We start from the raw sequence: 22,359 nt of genomic DNA, 5'->3' as shown, positions 1-22,359 counted from the left end.
CTTAAATAAAAAAGTCTCCGACAAACCCGGTACGGTTCAATCAGAGCATCTGGCTGCATAGCCACAATTGGCTCAAGATCGCGTATAAAGTTTTTTAATTTGCTGTTATGTGGCTGAATATTTACCACAACATAAAACTTCTTACCCAAAGCGTGGGCTTCATCAATACCAATTTTTAAGTTGTCATGGTCAAAAGCATTATTACGTACACGTAAGCTGTAACGAGGTTGGCCTGCGTATACTGCATCTGCACCATAAGCAAATGCATAGCGCATGTTTTTAAGAGAACCTGCGGGAGAGAGAAGTTCGGTTTTCATAAAATAAAAGGCATAAAAAATATATGGTTTTATTTTATTAACTCCGCATTTTTGATTCAACCTACTGAATTAGTAGGAATTTGAGTTATATCATTTTGCGCGGGTAGCATATTTTTTGCTAACTCTCCTAAGCGCATCAAAGCATTTAACATTTTCGGATTTAATTCGAAACAGGCTGCTATACGTAAACAATGACTAAAACGTTTATCAGCCGAACATAAAATTCCTGGCATACATAAGATCTTTTCATCCATTGCTTGATGAAACAGTTCTAATGTATCAATAGATTCGGGTAGCTCTAACCATAAAATAAATCCAGCTTGTGGACGACTAACTCGAGTACCGAGTGGAAAATAGCGACAAATATAAGAGTTGATGGTATCGATTTGTTGTTGATAGCGCTTTTTGAGCTGACGTAAATGCAGATCGTAACCACCATTTTCTAAAAAAAGTCCTAAAGTTTCGGTGAGTAAAGTTGGTTCGGCAACGGTTGTTGTTAATTTAATTTGCTGCACAATATTACGAAAGCGTCCAGCTTCTAGCCAACCAATTCGATAGTCAGGTGCCACAGTTTTGGTATAGCTACCACAGACCAAGACCCATCCATTTTGGTCAAATGCCTTAATGTTGGGTAGGAGAGGCTCGGTGAGTTGTAGTTCAGCATACATTGCATCTTCAATAACCGGAATTTGGAACTGATTAGCGAGCTCTGCTAAACGCCGGCGGTTGCTTTCAGGCATGCTAAAACCAAGAGGATTATGTCCTGTCGGAATAGTTAATATGGCTTGTACACTTTTAGATTTTAAGAGTTCTTCAAGTGCATCTAGACACATCCCTGTATGAGGCGAAGTCGGCACTTCTACGATTTTTCGCCCTAAATTATGAAGAAGCGGGTACAGGTTATGAAAAGTAGGAATCTCAAGCGCTATGCTGTCACCTGCTTGGGTGGTTGCCATAATTGCGAGACTTAAAGCCTCCATAGTGCCATGAGTCAGCACAATGTCATCTGCGGACAGAAACATGCCAAGCTGTAAGCTTCGCCTAGCAATTTGAGTACGTAATCGTAACGAACCAGGCGGCAAAGTATAGTTTTTAAAAATGTCTGCCTGTGTCCGTAAAACTTGAGCAGTTAAACGTTTTAATCTTTCTATTGGATAGAAGTTTTCTCCAGTAGGGCAAGCTAGAGCTAAATTGGCATAGTCAGGCTCCATCTGTTTTTTAACAATTTGTGCGAGAAAACAGCTAATTCCTGAAAGAGATACTTTTTCTTCACTGACATAACGCTCTTCGAGTTCTAGTAAGTTTGAAGGAGCATGACAAACATAGTAGCCAGACTGTGGGCGAACTGAAATTAAACCTTGGTCTTCAAGCTGACGATAAGCTTCTTTTACGGTGTTAATACTGACCTGATAATGTTGCGCACAGTCACGAATTGAAGGCAGCCTAGAACCTACAGGCTGCCTACCATTCTGGATTTGAAGGGTGAGGTCATCACTCACTTTTTTATATTTGTACATGTCAATTTATTAAAAAGTAAAAGTAATGGATACACTTTATAGTGATCTGGTATTTATCTCAAATATTGTTATTCGCTTAGATTGATCCTTTTAAGCAGGATTTATTTTTAAGAACTGTGTCTATTATTTTTCATATTAACTGATACTGTGACCATCAAAAATAAATTAGTAAGATCAAAAAGTGGTGAGGATTTAAAGCCATATTTTTTTAATTATAAAATCAGTAGGAGTGGTCTATGTCTGTTGTTGCATTTAAACAAGTTGATGTTTTTACTTCACAAGCATTTAAAGGAAACCCTGTTGCGGTCATTATGGATGCCAGTACTTTAACGTCTGAGCAGATGCAAGCCATTGCGAACTGGACCAATCTTTCTGAAACCACATTTGTATTTCCAGCCACTGATTCACAAGCTGACTATCAGGTTCGAATTTTTACTCCACAAAGTGAGTTGCCATTTGCAGGACATCCCACAATTGGTACCGCCTATGCTTTGCTTGAAGCGGGTATAGTGACTGCTAAAGAAGGTAAGTTAGTACAGCAATGCGGTGCAGGTTTGGTGACTTTGACTGTAAGTGATTCAAAGCATATTTCATTTGAACTCCCTAAGCCTAAAATTACTCCACTCGATGCAATGCATACTGAAAAATTGGCAGAAATTTTAAAATGTAAAATTAATACACAATGGAATGCAGCATTGATAGATGTAGGTGCGCGTTGGGTTGTATTACAAGCTGTAAATGCTAAGGCTGTTTTAGATAGCCAACCCGACTTTGCTGCTCTAAAAGAACATGATTTAGAAATGAAAGTTACGGGTGCGACAGTTTTCGGTTTTTATGAAAATGATGATGTAGAAAAGCATATAGAGGTCCGTTCATTTGCAACTTCATGTGGTGTAAACGAAGATCCAGTTTGTGGTAGTGGTAATGGGAGTGTAGCGTCTTTTATTCGTTACTATGGTATTTTGCCAGCACAAAATGACCTTGTGCTTTCTTCACAAGGTCGCGCTTTAGGGCGCAATGGACAACTTAAGCTTGAATTGCATCAAGATAAAATTTTAGTGGGTGGAACAGCTGTTACCTGTATTGATGGCAGCATCACCTTATAAAAAGAGCTATAAAAAAACCGAGGACTTTACCTCGGTTTTTTATTTAGAAAAATCTTATTTTTCTACGAACGCACGTTCGATCACATAGTCGCCCATTTCACCCATGCGAGGTGATTCAACTAAACCATGTTGGTCAAGTAATGCAGCAACGTCTTTTAAGAATGCAGGGCTACCGCAAAGCATTGCACGGTCAGTTTCACGGTTGAAACGTGGTAAACCGATTTTTTCAAATAAAGCGCCTGTTTCAATTGCAGTTGTTACACGGCCTTGTGTGTGGAAAGGTTCACGAGTAACAGTAGGGTAATAAACAAGTTTGTCTTTAATACCTAACTCTTCAAAGAATTCATGGTTTGGTAATTCGTTCAAGATTAAGTCTTGATAAGCTAATTCAGAAATATAGCGTGTACCATGAACAACAATTACTTTTTCAAAGCGTTCGTAAGTTTCTGGGTCACGAATAATTGACAAGAATGGAGCAAGACCAGTACCAGAAGATAAAAGGTACAAGTTTTTACCTGGTAAAAGATCATCATGAACTAAAGTACCTGTTGGTTTTTTAGAAACTAAAATTTCGTCACCAACTTGTACTTTTTGCAAAATTGAAGTTAAAGGACCATCTGGTACTTTAATCGAGAAGAACTCTAACTCTTCTTCGTAGTTTGCACTTGCAATCGAATATGCACGCATTAACGGTTTGCCATTCACTTCAAGTCCGATCATCACGAACTGACCATTTTTAAAACGTAAGCTAGTGTCGCGTGTAGTTTTAAAACTGAAAAGGGTGTCATTCCAGTGGTGCACATGAGTAATGCGTTCAACGTTAAAAGCAGCCATTAAAGGTCTCGATCACGATTAAAAGAAAACAGATTGCTATTCTAATCTAATTTCATTCCCGATAAACTGAATATATTTAATTGTGTTTATAAGAAAAAGTGATGATGAATTCTGTCACCCTCCCAATAGTCGGGCACATGTGCTCACCTTTTCGAGAAAAATTTGGTATTCCACGTCAGCCTAATTTGGTTAATATCGAATCTTATATCGAGATGGTAGAACCTTATAACGACTTGTTGGCTTTTGAGGGAATTGAGCAATTTAGTCATCTTTGGCTCATTTGGCAGTTTCATGACAATAAAAATCAGGAGACTGCAACTAAGTTTCGGCCTCAGGTTCGTCCGCCACGTTTAGGGGGCAATGAAAAAATTGGTGTGTTTGCAACACGCAGTATGTATCGTCCAGCGCCTGTGGGTTTATCTGTAGTACGTTTAAAAAAGATTGAAAAAGTCGGTAAGTCATTAAGAGTGTACGTTACAGGCAGTGATTTATTAAATGGCACGCCAATTTTAGATATTAAACCTTATATTCAATATTCAGATGCCATTGTTGATGCTCAAAGTGGTTATGCGCAGGCTGAACCCGAACGAAAGTCAGTCATATGGTCGGAAACTGCACTCACTACCCAGCAATATCTTTTAAAGAATAAAAAAATTAATACGCAATATCTTGATGAATTAGAACAAGTATTGACGTTAGACCCTAGACCTGCCTATCAAGAAGACCCTGAACGAGTCTATAAAATGAAATTTTCGAATTTTGATATTCATTTTAAAGTGAATGGTAATGTCATTACAGTTGTTGATATAGCGAAAGAGGAATCGCTTATCTAATAAAGCCGTTTTAGAACCAATGTAGGTTCATCCATAGCAAGCTAATAAATATTGTCATATGCAAAATTTGGGCAGGAATAAAAGCAAGGGCATAACGCATTCCACCAGAAATAGCCGAGTTAATGCTTTTAGCAATCGCATGGACAGCGAAGCCGCTCATGAAAGCAATGAGTAGTGAGGTATGAGCGTTATTCGGTTCTCCTTGTACAATTACTGCTGCAATAGCTGCATGTATTTCAAACAAAGATGCGAGTAAGGTCCCTGCGATTAAGCCTGCATCTCCCAAATATAGACTTAGACCATAAACGCCTGCCTGAATGAGGGTAAGTGTCCCTGCAATAATAATTGCTTCTTTTAAGCTAAACATTCTGGAATCTAGCTCGGGTGTAGTCGTACTTGGCTCTGCCTTGCGTAATATAATGAAAGCCCATACCGCTAAAAAAGCCAATGCAATGAGTGTTGGAAATATAATAAGTTTGAACCATGCCAAACTTATACCGACGACAATAATTAAGGTTTGTACCAATGTGGAAACACATGACATTAATGCTGCACCTGCATTTGTCTTGGCATTTGCACGACCAGAGCGTACTTCCAAACCCAGACTCGCGATAGTGGCGGTACTTGAAACAAAACCTGATGCTAAAGAAGAGAGTAATAAAGCATTTTTAGAAGATAAAAGCCGCTTTGCAATATGTGCGAGAGCTTGCACAAATAAAATTAAAGTCAGTAATTTTAAAATCACATGAGGGTTTAGAACGGGTCCCCAAAAAGGTTTATTGGGAACTAAGGGTAAGGCAATTAAAAGTAATGCCAGTAAAAAAATCCCGTCGCGCAATTCTGATTCGGTAATCCATTGACTGGCTATGCCATGCATTGATTGTTTTGCCAATAAAATAATCGTTATGATCACGGCGAGTCCTGCAGCCAGCGAAATATTCCAAATACAAAGCGCCCCAATGAAGTAAGTCATAATAAAGGCAAGTTCGGTGGTGACACCGGGGTCATTTGGCTGATTTTTTAAGAGAGACAATACTGATCGCGCCTATAAGTAGAGCACCTACAATTCCAATTTCAGTACCGAATAAAAAGCATATTGCTCCGAGTAGGGAGCTAATTGCAAATGATCGAAAACCTGCGAAAGTTTTATATTCGTGTTTTAACTTACTTCTTTCGCGCTCCAGACCAATTAATAACCCGCAGCCCAATGCAGCAGCAATGATAGTGATAAATTCTTCAAATGATGCAGTTTGTAATGACATTGTCATTGGAAGATTCATAATACTTCCTCTTAGGTTTATTGTTATATGTAGATGTCAGTTATTTTTAAATCATATATTCATGTCCAGTTTATGCTTTTTATTGTATTGAGCCTAGTCTCTTTTTTAATCAAACTATCATAATAAATATCTTTATAAATATGATCTATGACACAAAAAAAATCTAAGTTGAGAATTGGTTTAATTAATTGAAGTTAAAAGATATTTAAAAGCTAAATTTGAAGATTTCTAGACCAGCTAAATCTAAAACATCTCTGCTATATTATAAAAATATATTGGGGATAACACATGAATGCACATGTAGAAATAGACGCACATTGGTGTCTGGAACAACTATTACAAGAAGGCCGCATTACTGAACGGGACAAATTACTGGTACAAACGACAAATAGACAAAAAGATCAATTGAAATGGCATCCATTACAGTGGATTGCACATTTTAATTTAAAAGACCAACAGCACGTACAAGCACATTTAAGTCTAAACCGCCTGTGCCAATGGTTTGCTGATCGGGCGCAATTACCATTATTTGTGATTGATCCTTTAAAAGCAGATGTAAGCGCTTTAACTCAAGTCATGTCACAAGAGTTTGCAATTCGAAACCATATTTTAGCTGTAGAAGTTCATGCGGACCGAATTGTGATTGGTACAGACCAGCCTTTTAAAACAGATTGGTTAAACAATTTGGAAAGAAGCCTGGCACCGAAGAAAATTGAACGCGTACTGCTTAATCCCGAACAGTTGCAACGTTATTTGCGAGAATATTATCAGGTTAGCCGAGCAGTAAATTCAGCTCAGAAAGATGCTGCGCATGACCGTGATAACAAGGGAGTAGAAGCACTTTTACAGCTTGGTGATAGCCAAAACCCTGATGCCAATGATCAACACATTGTGAAATTGGTTGACTGGATTTTACAGTTTGCATTTGAACAAAGTGCCAGTGACATTCATATGGAACCGCGTAAAGACAATGGCAAAGTTCGGTTCCGTATTGATGGTGTTTTACATACCATTTATAACATGCCCTCAAATACACTGACTGCCGTGATTTCCCGAATTAAAATTTTAGGGCGATTAAATGTAGCAGAAAAACGTAAACCGCAAGATGGTCGGTTAAAAACACGCACACCGAAAGGGCAAGAAACCGAACTCCGTTTATCTACCTTACCAACAGCGTTTGGTGAAAAAATGGTTATGCGTATTTTTGATCCAGATGTACTGGTACGTTCCTTTCAGCAATTGGGTTTTGACCAGTCATTGTTGCAACAATGGCAGCGTATTACACAAAATAGTCACGGCATTATTTTGGTTACTGGTCCAACAGGTTCTGGTAAAACCACAACGCTATATTCTTCTTTAAAGCAGCTTGCAACCGAGCAGGTCAATGTCTGTACCATTGAAGACCCGATTGAAATGCTAGAGCCTAGTTTTAACCAAATGCAGGTCAATAATGCAATTGATCTGGGCTTTGCTGATGGTGTGCGTGCCCTGATGCGTCAAGACCCAGACATTATTATGATTGGGGAAATTCGTGACCAAGATACTGCAAATATGGCCATTCAGGCGGCACTCACAGGGCATTTGGTTTTATCAACTTTACATACCAATGATGCACCCTCTAGTTTGACCCGTTTACATGATTTGGGTGTGCAACCTTTTTTAACAGCAGCGACTATTTTAGGGGTATTGGCTCAGCGTTTAGTGCGACGACTTTGCCCACACTGTAAACAAGAAACTCATATAAATGAGGAAGAATGGCAGCACCTAACATTTGACTATATTATGGAAATGCCCGAAAAAGTTTATCAAGCAGTAGGGTGTGAACAATGCCGACATACGGGCTATAAAGGTCGAGTTGGTATTTATGAGTTTATGCCAGTTAGTCTTGAGCTTAAGCATCTTATTAGCAGCCATGCGACATTAAATGAACTACGAAGCCAAACCAAAAAAGAAAGTGTAGAGCCTTTGAGAATTGCGGGAGCACATAAAGTCATTGAAGGGCTTACCACTTTAGAAGAGGTATTAAGAGTTGTTCCATTAAACTAAACTTTTCTTAAGATTCACCTCATTTATGCTTGTTTTACTGATGTCATTCCAAGATGTAATTAAATAGGTGATTTTATGAAAGCATTTAAAGTGATCTTGATGACAGCGCTTACTGGTATAGCGCTAGCTCCTATATCTATGAGTCAAGCAGCGGCTATATCTGCAACGGTCACTACTGTTAAGCAAGCATTAACGGCAAAAGACGATACGCCTGTAAAACTACATGGACAAGTCGTGAAATCTATTGGAGATGAGAAATATCAGTTCCGAGATAAAACAGGTACTATCACTATTAATGTAGATGATGAGCTTTGGCAAGGTCATCCTATTTCCCCAACAACTAATATTGGTTTAGTTGGTGAAGTAGATATAGACTTTAAACCCTCAAAACATGTAGAAATTGATGTAGAACAAATCCAGTTTTAAGCACTGGACTTTACTTATAATATTTATAGCCGCACTGATGATGCGGCTTTGCTTTTTTAATAAAGGCTTGGCAAGATCAAGACAGAATATAACAGGAAAAATAGATGAGAATTTTGCTTGCAGAAGATGATCGCTCTCAAGCGGAAAGTATTCAATCTTGGTTAGAGTTAGATGGCTATCAAGTCGATTGGGTCGAAAGAGGTGATTATGCCCTTACTGCGATTGAGCAGCATGACTATGATTGTATTTTACTTGATCGAGGTTTACCTCAACTGGCAGGTGAAAAAGTCTTAACAACAATCCGTTATAAACAAAAAAATGTACCTGTCATTTTTATTACAGCGCGTGACAGCATTCATGACCGGGTAGAGGGACTAGATTTAGGCGCAAATGACTACTTGATTAAACCTTTTAGCTTAGAAGAGTTATCTGCCCGAATCCGTGCTCAATTACGTAATCAAACTTTAAGTCAGCAATCGATTCTAATATGGGGAGATTTACATCTAGATACTCAAGCAAAAGTTGTATCGTTGGCCGGAAATTCCATTGATTTAACAGCGAAAGAGTTCCAAATTTTACGTAAGCTCATGGTTCATCCTGAACATATTGTTACTCGGGATCAATTAGAAGAAGCGCTCTATGCATGGGGTGACGAGATTGAAAGTAATGCAATAGAGGTTTTTATCTATCAACTTCGAAAAAAAATCGGCAGTAGCAGTATTAAAACCATACGGGGACTAGGCTACCGTATGGGAGATTTAAAATGAAAACGAATCGATCCTCTTTGCAGTCTCAACTGGTTAAAACCACTATGTGGAGCAGTATCGTGGTGGGGCTGCTCGCTTTAAGCTTGCTTACCATATTTTCGATTTATCACAATATGTCAGTGCAAGATGAAATCATGGATGAAATTTCAGATACGTTATTGGTTTCTGATCTCTCTAAACATTCTATGAGACAATTTGACGAGCTCAGTGATGAGTTTGATATTCAATATGAATTATTAAATTCTGGTCAATTGCTTACTCATTCTCATACTTACCAACATGAACTTTTTGAACAAGGCAATTTATCAAAAGGTTTTTCATATTTTTGGTTTGATGGTCAATTATGGCGTAGTCTGGCCGCACAACAAAAAGATTCAGAGCTGCAAGTTGAGGTTTTTCAACCCATGAGTACTCGTGTTGAAGAAGTACTCAAAGCACTCGCTGGATATAGTGGTCTTATGGTTTTGTTCTGGCTACTACAATGGGTCATTGTAAGTTGGCGTACCGAACAACAATTGGCGGCTCTCAACCTACTCTCTAAACGTATTGCTCAAAAAACCGCATCAAATTTAGAACCGATTCAAGACCCAGATGTCATTACAGAAATTCAACCCGTCATAGATGCATTAAACCAGTTACTCGCAAGGCTCCAAAGGGCACTCGTTGCTGAACAGCGATTTACCGCAGATGCATCACATGAGTTACGTTCACCATTATCTGCCATACAAATGCGTCTGCAAGTTTTACAACGTAAATATCAGCATATTCCAGAGCTTGATCAAGACTTTGAACGTATCCAGGAAGACGTTTCAAGAAGTACCAAAATTCTTGAAAATTTACTGCTCCTTGCTCGTTTGGAACCTAATGAAATAGAACAACCAGAACTTTTTAAGAGTGTGATTGATTTAAACCATCTATTAGCTCGAGTAATTGAAACTGTAAGTATGGATGCACAAGCCAAACAAATGATGATTGAGACAAATATTTTGTCAAATGAAACCAAAATATTTGCAAATGAAGAATTACTTTTGATTGCTTTTAGAAATCTGTTTGATAATGCTATTCGCTATAGTCCTATGTTGGGTTTTATTCATGTTGAGCTCAGTCATGATCAGCAACAATTAAAAATTTCTATAGAAGACACTGGAAATGGTGTAGATGATGAAGTTTTAAGACGTCTAGGACAGCGTTTTTTTCGTGTATTAGGTACGCAGCAACAAGGCTCAGGATTAGGACTATCAATTACTAAAAAAATTATTCAACTCCATGGTGGGGAACTGCAGTTTATGCATGCAAACCAAGGTGGTTTAAAAGTTGAGGTGACATTGCCTTTTAATCATGAAATACAAAAATAGCATGGTTGCCCATGCTATCCATTTTTTGTTTTCCCACGAATATTATTGAAACGCGAGGGTAGTTCTTATTTAGTTAAAATGAGACGGTTATTGCGAGTAAGGCGTAGTCGGTATTCCTCGCCAGCATGCATAATTCGAATTTCACGACCTAATGCAAATAGGTTGTTAGAATGCAGCATTGGTAAGGCATGAGCTGAGTCAGTGTTACGAGTAAATAAGCTAAAAGGTGCGTTCATTTGTTGTGCTCCGTGGTATATTCTTGAACGATTTAAATGATAATCATTATCGAATAGATCTGTCAATGAGATTTTAAAGAATTTATAAATTGATAAAATTTGCTTACACTTGGGAAAAATTTGAGTGAGTAGAAAAATGCCTAAACCGATAGTCGATGTCGCAATAGCTATCTTAATTCATCGCGGAAAAATATTAGTTGGATGGCGTGGTGAACAGCAGCATCAAGGTGGAAAGCATGAGTTTCCAGGAGGAAAGGTTGAGCAGGGTGAAACGCCTGAAGAAGCATGCCGCCGTGAAATTTATGAAGAAGTCGGTATTGGTTTAAAAGATTGGCATCAGTTTGATTATATTCACCATGAATATGATGACATTATCGTCAACCTTCATTTGTTCCATAGCTATGTACCTGATGAATTATTAAATCTTATTCATCAGCCTTGGACATGGTATACGCGTGATCAGCTAGTTAACTTAAACTTCCCGAAAGCCAATAAAGATATTATTAAAAGATTGTATTGGCCACATTTTATTAAAATTAGCGCTACGCTCACACTACCCGAAAATGATGAAATTTTAGTGTATTGGCGCAGTGAAAAAGATAATGTTAGTGAGGATGATCTAGAAAAATTAGCTCTTTTAGATACAAATCAGCTTTCAAAATTAATCGTGAATGTCGATACTTGGCACAAACTAAAACCTGATTTAAAAAGCCGTATAAGAACAGTACATCTTAAACAGTCTCAATTAATGAGTTTGCATAAAGGCGACTTAGAAGTGGGAGTACGTTTTATTGCTGCTTGCCACGATGCGGTTTCTTTACAGCATGCTCAGCAAATTGGTTGTGATGCTGTTTTTGTAAGCCCTGTCAAAGTAACAGAGACCCATCCTGACGCTATCGCATTAGGGTGGGATCGTTTTGCTGACTTAATTGACAAATGCCAGATTCCCGTCTTTGCTTTAGGGGGCATGAGTCCTGATGATTTAGCCACAGCACAGCAATATGGTGCGTATGGCTTGGCTGGTATTCGTAATTTTTAAAAAGACATAAAAGCATTAAAAGCTAGAGCGCTTTTAATGCTTGCTGAGCTTCCTGAACAGTTTTTGGGTTATTACGTTGTTGACCCGCTTTTAAAATGGTTAGCCAAAGCTGTTTTTTCATCGCTTGGCTCTGAGCAAAGCTTAAACCACGTCTTGCAAGAGACTCAGCATTAGCATATTGCTGTTTATGATTTGCAGTCAGTGCAAGAAATAAATAAGTCTCGGCAGCCTGTGGAGCTAAACGCTGGGCTTGAAGGGCGTAGCGCTCTGCATCTGACCATTGCTGGTTTTTGTAAGCTTGCTCAGTTTTTTGCATTAAAGTTTTAAAAGCTGGTAACTGGCTTCCATCATCATTAAAGCGTTGGGGCTTTTTCTGCTGAGGAACAATCACCTGTAAACTTTTACGTTGAATATTTGGATGATCATAGGGTGTAATTTTTACACCAGATGGTGTCTCAGCATTCTTTTTTTCAGTAACAGGTGGTGTTTTGTCTTTTGGAGCTGAATGATCTGGTAAAGTTGTACAGCCGACCATAAGTACAGCACCAATATAAAAAACACCTTTCTTTAACATATCCTGTTTCCTGTTAATGCTTAGTTGTTATAACTACCACTAGAAATCACTCGTGTGTTATTCGACAGATCTTGTTCCATCTGGCTTTCACTCTCACGAATATAGCTATCGCTATTATCCGGTTGAGAAGCTGGTGCTGTGTTATCACTTTGTGGTGCGTATGTTGGATCAACTTGATAATACGGTGCTCCACATGGCGTAGCACGATGCGGAACCGTATGTGTCAGCATAGGGATATACATCGCGCCAGCACAAGCTTGTGCTGATAAATCACCTGTTGCATGGTCAATCCATTGCCACTGTACCGTGTCTGGCTGACGTAGATTTACTGGTGTTTGACGTAATTGTTTCATCACATTAATCCACACTGGTAATGCACCAGATGAACCTGTTAAGCCAGTTACTTTGTTGTCATCTAGACCTAACCATACTACAGCGACATGGTTCCCCGAATAACCAGCAAACCATGAGTCACGTGTATCGTTAGTTGTACCTGATTTACCAGCCAATTTTAAAGTAGGAGGTAAGCTGTTATACGCTGCGCGGCCCGTACCTGATGACATGACCTGTTGTAGGCCATAGTTCATGATATAGCCAACCGAAGGGTCAATGGTTTGTTGTACGTTTAAACCATAACGATCAAGTAAACGGCCATTTGCATCTACCACAGAACGAATCGCACGAGTTGGATATTTGAAGCCACCTGTAGCGAAGTTTTCATAAATACCGAGTACTTCCATTGGTGACATATTAACTGCACCAAGGAAAATAGATGGGTAGGCTGGAATTGGTGATTCAACACCAAATTTTCTTAAGTTGTTGGTAAATGTAGATAACCCAAATTCTTGACCTAGACGAACTGCAGATAGATTGTAAGAGTTTGCTAAGGCTTCACTTAAACTTACAACGCCATGACCACCGCCACTATAGTTTTTCGGTGTCCAACTTTTACCGCCATCTACCGGAATGCTAATAGGAGCATCTTCGATCTTACTTGCCCAGTTATAACGTCCAGACTCAATTGCACTTAAATAAATCACTGGCTTCAATAAAGAACCGACTTGACGTTTTGCATCTAAAGCACGGTTAAAGCCAGTAAAATCTTGAGTTGAGCCAACGGCTGCAATCAACTCACCGTTTTCAGGATGTGCAATCAGTACCGCACCTTGCAAGTTTTTCAAGCGGGCAGGGTTACTTTGAGTCAGACGTTCTACAGATGCTTTAAATGCATCTTGAACCTGAGTTTGTGCAATTGGGTCCAAGGTCGTAAAAATACGTAATCCTTGATTAGTTAAATCGCTTTCCTGATATTCGGTACGTAACTGACGGCGCACAATATCTAGGAAATCAGGGAATTTTGCAGGACCTAAGCTTGGCTTGCTGAGAACACCTAAAGGACGTGCAATTTCAGTTTCATATTCGGCTTGAGTTAAATAACCCATTACACGCATGTTATTCAATACTGTATCGCGACGATTTTTTGCTCCTTCAGGGTTTTTCCAAGGGTTATATAAAGATGGCCCTTGAACTAAACCGACTAAATAAGCTTGTTGCGCGACATTAAGTTCACGAAGTGGTAAACCAAAATAAAACTGCGAAGCCAAGCCATAACCATTAATTGAATAGTTACCATTTTGGCCTAAATTTACTTCATTTAAATAAGCTTCTAAAATTTCATCTTTGCTGTAATGAAGCTCAATAAGTAAAGCCATTAATGCTTCATTAACTTTACGCTTTAATGTACGTTCAGGGGTTAGATAGAAATTTTTGACTAACTGTTGTGTCAGGGTTGAACCACCTTGGCGACGTCCTCCAGTGACATTACTTACTAAAGCACGTGCTGTACCACGAATTGAAATACCGTGGTGATGGTAGAAATTACGGTCTTCTGTAGAAATTAAAGCTTCAATGAGTGGTTTAGGAACATTATTGAGTTTGATCAGAACACGGTCTTCATTATGCTGAGGATAGATCCCACCAATCAGTAAAGGTTCTAAACGAGCCACACCTGTTGAAGAAGGTTTTGTACTGCGTACCTCTGCAACTTGGTCATTTGTAAAGCTAAGTTCTAAAACTTGTTCCGGTTCTACGCTATCACCATAGTCAAAACCGCGTGTATGTACATACATGTTGCTACCTTGAGCAACGAAGGTTCCAGACTTGTCATAATTACTTGAAGTTTTGTAACCTAATAATTTTAATTCTTGGGTAAAATTTGCTTGAGTAATGGGTGCATTATTATAAATTTCCAGAGGCCGAGCGAACACTTTGGCAGGAATGTCCCAGCGCTGTCCTTCAAATTTTTCACGGATAATATTATCTAAACGAATCAGATAGATACTAAGAGCAATAAAAGCACCAATCACCAATATGGAAAAAATTAGCGCGAAGAAACCGATACCACGTTCAAACTTCATATAAATGAGATAAAACCCTAAACAATACGTTAATGATGCGATAGCTTGTCATCAATTTGCAATGATAAAACTGTGAATAAATGGAAAACTTAGATTGAATTTTACAGCATCTTGTTGTTATGTTTTTTTAAATTAATCAGGTTAATGTTATGATAGCGTAGAATCGCAGCGGAGCTTACTCATTCGTGCAAATTTCACATAAGTCCTTCAGAAACGTCGGGTTAATTGGTCGACCGGATAAATCATCAGTTGTAGAAACACTATGTTTAATTCATGACCATTTGCTAAGTTTAGGCCTAAACCCCATTTTTGATCAGGAAACTGCCGAATTAGTGCCCTATGATCATGCACAAGTTGTTAGTCGTCACTTATTAGGTGAAGTTGCTGATCTGGTGATTGTAGTAGGTGGTGATGGTTCTTTACTTCATGCAGCTAGAGCTTTAGTTCGCTACAATACACCTGTCATTGGTATTAACCGTGGGCGTTTAGGATTTTTAACTGATATTAAGCCTGCGGAAGCTATTTTTAAACTTGATCAGGTATTACAAGGTCATTTCCAACTTGATCGCCGTTTCTTGCTTGAAATGGAAGTACGGACCAATGGTGAAGTCATTTATGATGCAATTGCTTTAAATGACGTTGTACTACACTCAGGTAAGTCGGTACATATGATCGACTTTGAACTTAATATTGATGGTCAATATGTTTACCGTCAGCATAGTGATGGTTTAATTGTTTCGACCCCGACAGGATCAACTGCTTATGCATTGTCAGGTGGTGGTCCAATTTTACATCCGAGTATGGATGCTATTGCATTAGTCCCTATGCACCCCCATACATTATCTTCACGCCCGATCGTAGTTGGTGGGCAAAGTGAAATTAAAATCGTCATTCGCGAAAATCGGGTATTACCGATGGTGAGTGCAGATGGGCAACATAGTGTATCGCTCAATGTTGGTGACAGTTTGCACATCCGCAAACATCCATTTAAATTAAGTTTATTACACCCACCAGGTTATGATTTCTATATGGCTTGTCGTACCAAACTGGGTTGGAACCAAGATTTTGAATCTTTTCAAAGAGATGAATCATGAATATTGAACAAATGCTATCTGTTTTAAACCCTGAAATTGTAGAGCGTTTAAAAACAGCAGTAGAAATTGGTAAATGGCCAAATGGTATTGTTTTAACGAAAGAGCAGCGCGAAACATGTATGCAAGCCGTGATTGCTTGGGAGTTAAAGAACTTACCAGAAGAACAGCGTAGCGGTTATATTGACCGTGGTACAAAAGAAGAGGGTGAGGTTTGTGAAGATGATCATCACAAGCATGAGCCTGAATTTAAACCGATTCGTTTTGTTTAAAACCGTATTTTAAAACAAAAGAATAAATCCTAGTTAGCATTTGCTATCGCGTTGGCGACATGGATGTCGCCAGTTGAGCAACAGTACATGGAAGTACTGTTTGCTCAACAAAAGATTTTTGTTACTTTTCATCTTTGAAAAGTAAGTATTGCCTATATGTAGCAATATAAGAAAAACATGCTATAGAAGGCTGTATGGTCTTATATCAGTTTTATTGGCTTGAATTACGTGTTTCCCATAACACTTTTGCTTTTTGCATTGCTTCCTCAAAACTAGAAACAATGCCCATGGTATATAAAGCAATACCCATAGTTTCTGTTACGGCCATTTCCCCATATTCATGATTTTGCTTTCCAAGCCAGACCGCTTTAAAGGTTGCTAAGTCTAACTCTTCTTCAATTGGACTACGTTCAGGCGTAAGCTTTGGCAACTCATGCTCATAGAGTTCACCATTTTTAATACCGCAAATGAGAGTTTTAGCATCGGGGTTTCGTTCAAATTCACCGCCTTCACCTTTAATGACGGCACTATTTTGATAGCCTAAGCGAAGCGCACTATGCTGATGAGAGGTTCTATACGCTGGATGGAATATCGCTTGTAAGGTGGCTTTCGCATTAAATGGGTTAATGAGACGAGCCAAAGTGTGAATAGGTGAGCGTAAGCCCATCACATTTCTCAAAGAAATTAAATCGCTTAAAACAGGTGAAATCACATCTAGCGGTAAGTAAGCAAAATTCTGTTCGGCCAATTGGGTGCGGACCTCTTGTTCAGAATGGCAAATTTTATAATCTAAATATTGCAAAACTTGTTCGGTATAGACCCGGTTAATCGTATGTCCAGAAGCGCCATGCATGACGATTTTATAGCCGTGGTGAGCAAGGTTAAGAGCCGCTAATAAAAACCAAGGGTAATGTTTCCGCTTGCCTGCATAAGATGACCAGTCCAAGTCCACATCTAAAGGTTGAAAATTAAGTTGGTCTTTGGTGGCTTGTACAAAGCCTGCAAGCTCATCAATGGACTCTTCTTTAACACGTAGCAGCATTAAAAAAGCACCCAACTGAACATCAAGAACTTCACCTTTTAAAATCATGGTAAAAGCCTGATAGGCCTCTTCATAACTTAGTGAGCGAGAGCCGGTTTTCCCCTTACCTAAAATACGGACATATTGAGCAAAGGGATGTTCAGCATCTTTATAGATATTACGTTTAGTATTCATGGCAATTCAAAACAGTAAAAATAAGGGGGAGACAGCTCAAAATGAAATGTCTACAAGGACTTTTCAATATGACATAAAAAACTGCTGAAAAAATATCAAAAGTGTTTCTCATACTAAAGTCTTAAGGCTGCATGAGTGTTTTTTGTGCGTATTAGCCAAAATTTTAACCGAATTGCTATTCAATTCGAGTAAACTTTCACGTGCTTTTTTGAGCACTCATATCATAATTTTATGTGATTCTCCTATATCTTCAGCTTTTTATTGGAAAAGTAAGAGGTTATTTCTGGCTACTCAAAGTGGTTGGAAACTTCAGGTATTCTCCTGTTTTAGAAAACTGTATTTCGTTTTCATTGAGGTAGTAGGAAGGTTTTTTGTTCCCAAAAAACCGTTTCCCTTTTGCGGTGTTTATGTGAAAGGTTAGGGCTGTGTATTCGTAAAGAATAGACGTTTCATTTTGATATTTCCAACGGACTTGGAAATATAGATTGAAGTAAAGTTATGGCTAAAAAACCGATTTATAAATCACTTTATTTTCAAGTGATTATTGCGATTATTGCGGGTGTTCTGGTTGGGCATTTCTCACCAAGTACAACGCAAATAGTGAATGGTGTTGAACACCATATTCCAGGTTTAGGTGAGCAACTCAAGCCATTAGGTGATGCTTTTATTCGTTTGATTAAAATGATCATCGCACCTGTTATTTTCTGTACAGTGGTCAGTGGTATCGCTGGTATGGAAAGTATGAAGTCAGTGGGTAAAACTGGCGGTGTTGCGTTGTTATACTTCGAGATCGTTTCAACAATCGCACTTCTGATTGGCCTTGTGGTGATTAACATTGCAAAGCCAGGCGTAGGAATGAATATTGATCCTGCGACTCTGGACACTTCAGGTATCCAAAAATACGTCACTTCTGGTGAATCACAATCTACCGTTGATTTCTTAATGCATATCATCCCAGATACAGTAGTGGGTGCATTTGCAAATGGTGAAATCTTACAGGTCCTTCTTTTTGCCATTCTATTTGGCTTTGCACTGCATAAGCTAGGTGATGCAGGACGTCCAGTTTTAAAGTTAATTGATCAAATTGCTCATGTGTTCTTTAACATTGTAAATATGATCATGAAGCTTGCTCCACTGGGTGCTTTTGGGGCAATGGCGTTTACTATCGGTAAATATGGTGTGGGTTCACTGGTACAGTTGGGCCAGCTCATCCTCTGTTTCTACATTACCTGTTTATTATTTATTTTCTTGGTATTAGGAACCATCAGCCGTTTGAGTGGATTTAGCATTCTTAAAATGGTGCGTTTGATTCGTGAAGAACTTTTAATTGTACTTGGTACATCTTCTTCTGAGTCAGTTCTACCACGTATGCTACGTAAGCTTGAAATCGCAGGTTGTGAAAAGTCTGTGGTTGGTTTAGTTATCCCAACAGGTTATTCATTTAACCTCGATGGTACTTCAATTTATTTGACCATGGCTGCAATCTTTATTGCTCAGGCAACGAATACACAGCTTGATATCCAGCATCAAATTACTTTGCTATTGGTACTTTTAATTTCATCTAAAGGTGCGGCGGGTGTAACGGGTTCTGGTTTTATTGTTATGGCTGCAACTTTATCTGCTGTTGGTCATATACCAGTTGCAGGTTTGGCATTGATTTTAGGTATTGACCGTTTCATGTCAGAAGCTCGTGCTTTAACGAACCTTGTTGGTAACTCTTTAGCAACGATTGTGGTTGCGAAATGGGTTGGTGCATTAGATAAAGATAAACTAAATGATGCACTGAATAATCCCGATGAAGTAGATAGAAAAATGCTTGAGCAAAAAAGTGTAATTGCTGAGGCATCTCACTAATCATTTATCGTAATAAAAAAGGAGGCTAAGCTTCCTTTTTTATTGGCTGACTGAAAAGTACAGTTTAAATGAGCAGCTATGCCATGACAGTAACTAAAAAAATGATTAGCATGCACAGCAATGAGATTCGATAAAACAATAAAGCCGAAGGAAAATATTATGTTGGCATATGATGCAGATTTAGAATTATTCCGTGATAATTTTAAACGTTTTATGAATGAGCATATTGCTCCACATTACGACCAATGGGAACGTGAAGGAATTATGCCGCGTTCAGTGTGGAATCAACTGGGCGAAAATGGCTTTTTATGTGTGGATGTCCCAGAAGAATATGGCGGTTATGGGGTTCCAACTTACTATTCATTAATGTTAGTTGAAGAGTCTGCTCGAGCTGGTTTTTGTGCATTATCAACTGCTATTTCATGTCACTCTGAAATTGCTGCACCTTATATTTTACATATTGGTACAGAAGAGCAAAAACAATATTGGTTGCCGAAAATGGTAACTGGTGAAGTGGTTGGGGCAATTGGTATGACTGAACCGGGTGCTGGTTCAGACTTACAATCAATGCGTACGAGCGCCATTTTACAAGATGACCATTATTTACTAAATGGATCAAAAACATTTATTTCAAATGGTCAACATGCTGACCTTGTGGTGCTTGCAGTAAAAACCGATCCTCAAGCGCGTGCGAAAGGGGTATCGTTATTATTGGCAGATACACATTTGGATGGCTTTAAGAAAGGTACCAACCTCGACAAAATCGGTTTACATTCTCAAGATACTTCTGAGCTATTTTTTGACAATGTTAAGGTTCCTAAAAACCAGTTACTCGGTCAAGCTGGGCAGGGGTTTGCTTACTTAATGCAAGAGTTACCACGTGAACGTACAGCCATTGCATCTACCGCTATTGGCGCTATTCGTGGTGCAATTGATTTGGCAACGGCTTATGTAAAAGAACGTCATGCATTTGGCCAGCCTATTTCACAGTTCCAAAATACGCGTTTTGTTTTAGCTCAAGCAAAAATTGATGAGCTTGCTACGGCTGCTTTTTACGAGAGAAACGTTGCTCTATATCAAGAAGGTAAGCTAGATGTGGAAACAGCAGCCGCACTTAAAAGTTTTAGTACGGATATGCAAATGAAAGTAGCTGACAACTTGCTGCAACTTTTTGGTGGTTATGGTTATATGACTGAATATCCAATTTCACGTTTCTTTGTAGATGCTCGTATTCAGCGTATTTACGGTGGTACAAATGAAATTATGAAAGAAATCGTAGCGCGTGGCTTAATTGGTAAAGCCTAATTAAATAGTTTTAAAAAAAGCCTACCTTTGAGTAGGCTTTTTTATATTACCTATTTGTTAGTTCGATAAATGACAGGATAGTCTTGTTGCTTGGGTAACTTGTGTAAGGCCTGATTGATCTTTATTAAAAATGCATCGGCTTCATCTTGACGAAAAGAGTCTTCGGTATATTTGCTACGTTTTTGATTGATGCCACAACCCGTTATTTCCATATTTTCAGGATTAAATGACCAGTCATTTGGATTCTTTAAGTTAATGTCTAAATCACTTTCACAGCTTTTCCATAAATGTAAAAACTCATTTGATAATTCTGTTTTAAATCCTCGTGCTGGATAGACCGAGAAGCCTTTCATTTCGGGATTAGAAAATTGTATAAACATATCTACTGGCATACCTCCCCAAATGATTGCTGTATTTTCTGGTAATGCAATGCCTGATAAATTTTTTTCTTTTAAAGCATGTGTTTGCTCAAATTTCTGTCTGAAATTTTGCGATTGATAGGTCAGCTTGGTTTGAGGTGGGATTGGAATACCACGAATTTGATTACTGACAGTCGTCATATAGTACGGAGAATTATCAGTACCATTGCAACCTGCAATTATTGGACAACCGCCGCAAGCCGTTAAACTAAAAGTTGTAAAACCCAATAGGCTTAAAACAATAATTTTATTCATTCTATTTTACTGTTGTTATGACATATTGGGTCAGTATAACCAATCCATGCATTAAGAGGGCTATCTTTAAGAACAACGAAATAATCAGCTTTAAATGTAATTATGTTTTTACTTGGCTGGCTGATCTAATGGTCCATCAAATAAAGATTTACAGCTTTCTAAATTTTGACAAGAAGCAAACATAAGTGCTTTAGGTAAGCTCGCATACAAATTTGTAATGTGTTGTTCGGCAGGGTTATAAAAATGCCAATAACTAAATTCGTTTGAACGTTTATTTTCTAAAGCTTTAAAAAAGTCTGCTTCATTAAGCGTATTATTAAGTTGAGTAAGAGGGCCACCTTGTTCATGTGTACCGACTGTGGTCATGAGTAAAGGGAAATGATTTAGTTTTTGACTTTGCCAATGTTCTAACTGTTGAAATAACATGCCTTGATCAAACCACAAAGAAGGACTTGCAGCGAAGTAACGCTGAAATGCATTTGGCTTTTGAAAAAAATGATAAAGCACAAACAAGCCTCCAAAAGAGTGCCCATAGAGGCTTTGTTGCTGGCTGTTAACCGGAAACTGTTTTGCAATTTCAGGTTTGAGTTCGTTATTTAAAAAGGCAATGAACTGATCAGCACCACCATATTTATATTTACCGTGTGCTTGAAATTGGGCAGAAGGTTCTGGTGTGTAATCATAAGCACGCTTTTGCACATCAAAGGTTTTTTGATGTGGATAACCAACAGCTACAATCATGAGCGGATCTAAACCTAATTTAGTCGAACCTGCTCCAATTGACTGAGCAATATTGGCAGCACTAGGGAAAGTTGCATTTCCATCTAATATATAAAGTACAGGGTAACCATGTTGGGGTGGGGCCACAGGCGGTTTATAAATTTGAATTAGATATTCATGACCTGTATTTTTAGATTTGATTTGGAATTGTGCCTGATTATTTTGAAAAACGATTTTTGATTGATCTTTTATTGAAGGTTGAGCCAAAACAGGCGTACTTATTAAAGTTCCCAAGAGAAAACTACAAGATAAAAAGAAAAATGGTTTAAGCATAATAAAGTTAAGAAAATGTTATAAGTAAAATAATAAATGAAAATCATTATCAAATAAAGTAATCTTATTGACAGGTTTGAGAGTGATTAACGAAAAAAGCCGGTACACCGATATTGCCTAACAAATCAAAGCCGACTATTGTTATAC

General features: G+C 38.4%; 19 protein-coding genes and 2 pseudogenes. 11 read left to right on the top strand and 10 right to left on the bottom strand.

The genetic code is table 11. The features are described from left to right. Nucleotides 1–317: pseudogene (locus J582_RS16485) on the bottom strand (hypothetical protein); the annotation flags it as partial. A gap of 56 nt (nucleotides 318–373) precedes the next feature. Beyond that, a complete protein-coding gene (locus J582_RS16480; protein ID WP_081405544.1) occupies nucleotides 374–1,840 on the bottom strand; it encodes a PLP-dependent aminotransferase family protein in 1,467 nt (488 codons plus the stop codon). Between the two features lie 230 nt (nucleotides 1,841–2,070). Between J582_RS16480 and J582_RS16475 the strand changes: the two genes are divergently transcribed. Beyond that, nucleotides 2,071–2,940, top strand: a complete 870-nt coding sequence (locus tag J582_RS16475; protein WP_031982656.1) for a PhzF family phenazine biosynthesis protein — start codon at nucleotides 2,071–2,073, stop codon at nucleotides 2,938–2,940. A 54-nt stretch (nucleotides 2,941–2,994) separates the two neighbouring features. On the opposite strand, the gene J582_RS16470 is transcribed toward J582_RS16475, so the two are convergent. Continuing rightward, nucleotides 2,995–3,774 (bottom strand): ferredoxin--NADP reductase, encoded by a 780-nt coding sequence (locus tag J582_RS16470; protein ID WP_002049093.1) that lies wholly within the window; start codon nucleotides 3,772–3,774, stop codon nucleotides 2,995–2,997. A 104-nt stretch (nucleotides 3,775–3,878) separates the two neighbouring features. Between J582_RS16470 and tsaA the strand changes: the two genes are divergently transcribed. Continuing rightward, nucleotides 3,879–4,607 carry a tRNA (N6-threonylcarbamoyladenosine(37)-N6)-methyltransferase TrmO gene (tsaA, locus tag J582_RS16465; RefSeq protein WP_081404905.1) on the top strand — a complete coding sequence of 243 codons (729 nt, stop codon included), beginning with the start codon at nucleotides 3,879–3,881 and terminating at the stop codon, nucleotides 4,605–4,607. 10 nt (nucleotides 4,608–4,617) lie between these two features. On the opposite strand, the pseudogene J582_RS16460 reads toward tsaA, so the two are convergent. Next, a pseudogene (locus tag J582_RS16460) lies at nucleotides 4,618–5,887 on the bottom strand (MgtC/SapB family protein). Between the two features lie 288 nt (nucleotides 5,888–6,175). Here J582_RS16460 and J582_RS16455 point away from each other — a divergent pair. The 4 genes from J582_RS16455 to J582_RS16440 all read left to right on the top strand — a co-directional run bounded on the left by J582_RS16455 (nucleotide 6,176) and on the right by J582_RS16440 (nucleotide 10,481). Further along, the gene (locus J582_RS16455) at nucleotides 6,176–7,933 is read left to right on the top strand and encodes a GspE/PulE family protein (protein WP_031982659.1); all 1,758 of its coding nucleotides are present in this window, start codon (nucleotides 6,176–6,178) and stop codon (nucleotides 7,931–7,933) included. Nucleotides 7,934–8,008: 75 nt separating this feature from the next. Then, on the top strand, nucleotides 8,009–8,359 hold the full coding sequence (locus J582_RS16450; RefSeq protein WP_002049212.1) for a NirD/YgiW/YdeI family stress tolerance protein: 351 nt from the start codon (nucleotides 8,009–8,011) through the stop codon (nucleotides 8,357–8,359). A gap of 104 nt (nucleotides 8,360–8,463) precedes the next feature. Continuing rightward, nucleotides 8,464–9,126, top strand: coding sequence for a response regulator transcription factor (locus J582_RS16445; RefSeq protein ID WP_004707827.1), 663 nt, complete (start codon nucleotides 8,464–8,466; stop codon nucleotides 9,124–9,126). Then, nucleotides 9,123–10,481: a sensor histidine kinase gene (locus J582_RS16440; RefSeq protein ID WP_031982660.1), complete on the top strand. Its 1,359-nt coding sequence runs from the start codon at nucleotides 9,123–9,125 to the stop codon at nucleotides 10,479–10,481. Before J582_RS16445 ends, J582_RS16440 begins: the two co-directional genes overlap by 4 nt. Before the next feature lie 65 nt (nucleotides 10,482–10,546). Here the strand turns inward: J582_RS16440 and hemP are convergent, their stop codons facing one another. Then, on the bottom strand, nucleotides 10,547–10,717 hold the full coding sequence (hemP, locus tag J582_RS16435) for a hemin uptake protein HemP (protein ID WP_000993415.1): 171 nt from the start codon (nucleotides 10,715–10,717) through the stop codon (nucleotides 10,547–10,549). Nucleotides 10,718–10,853: 136 nt separating this feature from the next. On the opposite strand from hemP, the gene J582_RS16430 reads away from it, so the two are divergent. Beyond that, nucleotides 10,854–11,756, top strand: a complete 903-nt coding sequence (locus tag J582_RS16430) for an NUDIX domain-containing protein (protein ID WP_032041454.1) — start codon at nucleotides 10,854–10,856, stop codon at nucleotides 11,754–11,756. Nucleotides 11,757–11,778: 22 nt separating this feature from the next. On the opposite strand, the gene J582_RS16425 is transcribed toward J582_RS16430, so the two are convergent. Further along, nucleotides 11,779–12,330, bottom strand: a complete 552-nt coding sequence (locus tag J582_RS16425; protein WP_031982663.1) for a tetratricopeptide repeat protein — start codon at nucleotides 12,328–12,330, stop codon at nucleotides 11,779–11,781. Between the two features lie 20 nt (nucleotides 12,331–12,350). After that, nucleotides 12,351–14,747: a penicillin-binding protein 1B gene (gene mrcB / locus J582_RS16420; RefSeq protein ID WP_004707836.1), complete on the bottom strand. Its 2,397-nt coding sequence runs from the start codon at nucleotides 14,745–14,747 to the stop codon at nucleotides 12,351–12,353. A gap of 185 nt (nucleotides 14,748–14,932) precedes the next feature. Here mrcB and J582_RS16415 point away from each other — a divergent pair, with 185 nt between their 5' ends. Together J582_RS16415 and J582_RS16410 are read left to right on the top strand one after the other, a co-directional pair. Then, the gene (locus J582_RS16415) at nucleotides 14,933–15,841 is read left to right on the top strand and encodes an NAD(+) kinase (protein WP_002049094.1); all 909 of its coding nucleotides are present in this window, start codon (nucleotides 14,933–14,935) and stop codon (nucleotides 15,839–15,841) included. After that, nucleotides 15,838–16,110 carry a YeaC family protein gene (locus J582_RS16410; RefSeq protein WP_002049252.1) on the top strand — a complete coding sequence of 91 codons (273 nt, stop codon included), beginning with the start codon at nucleotides 15,838–15,840 and terminating at the stop codon, nucleotides 16,108–16,110. Before J582_RS16415 ends, J582_RS16410 begins: the two co-directional genes overlap by 4 nt. 211 nt (nucleotides 16,111–16,321) lie before the next feature. On the opposite strand, the gene J582_RS16405 is transcribed toward J582_RS16410, so the two are convergent. Next, nucleotides 16,322–17,326, bottom strand: a complete 1,005-nt coding sequence (locus J582_RS16405; protein WP_031982665.1) for a glycosyl transferase family protein — start codon at nucleotides 17,324–17,326, stop codon at nucleotides 16,322–16,324. A gap of 498 nt (nucleotides 17,327–17,824) precedes the next feature. On the opposite strand from J582_RS16405, the gene J582_RS16400 reads away from it, so the two are divergent. Together J582_RS16400 and J582_RS16395 are read left to right on the top strand one after the other, a co-directional pair. Then, nucleotides 17,825–19,180: a dicarboxylate/amino acid:cation symporter gene (locus J582_RS16400; protein WP_002049312.1), complete on the top strand. Its 1,356-nt coding sequence runs from the start codon at nucleotides 17,825–17,827 to the stop codon at nucleotides 19,178–19,180. A gap of 159 nt (nucleotides 19,181–19,339) precedes the next feature. Beyond that, nucleotides 19,340–20,485: an acyl-CoA dehydrogenase family protein gene (locus tag J582_RS16395; protein ID WP_004707843.1), complete on the top strand. Its 1,146-nt coding sequence runs from the start codon at nucleotides 19,340–19,342 to the stop codon at nucleotides 20,483–20,485. Nucleotides 20,486–20,535: 50 nt separating this feature from the next. Here the strand turns inward: J582_RS16395 and J582_RS16390 are convergent, their stop codons facing one another. Next, nucleotides 20,536–21,159 carry a hypothetical protein gene (locus tag J582_RS16390; protein ID WP_017393809.1) on the bottom strand — a complete coding sequence of 208 codons (624 nt, stop codon included), beginning with the start codon at nucleotides 21,157–21,159 and terminating at the stop codon, nucleotides 20,536–20,538. Nucleotides 21,160–21,267: 108 nt separating this feature from the next. Continuing rightward, nucleotides 21,268–22,212 (bottom strand): alpha/beta hydrolase, encoded by a 945-nt coding sequence (locus J582_RS16385; RefSeq protein WP_068791253.1) that lies wholly within the window; start codon nucleotides 22,210–22,212, stop codon nucleotides 21,268–21,270. Between the last annotated feature and the right edge of the window lie 147 nt (nucleotides 22,213–22,359).

The organism is Acinetobacter sp. 1566109, from assembly GCF_000582255.1.
Taxonomy (GTDB): Bacteria; Pseudomonadota; Gammaproteobacteria; order Pseudomonadales; family Moraxellaceae; genus Acinetobacter; species Acinetobacter nosocomialis.
The sequence above is the reverse complement of the archived record's forward strand: the minus strand, read 5'-3'. Positions and strand labels throughout refer to the sequence as shown.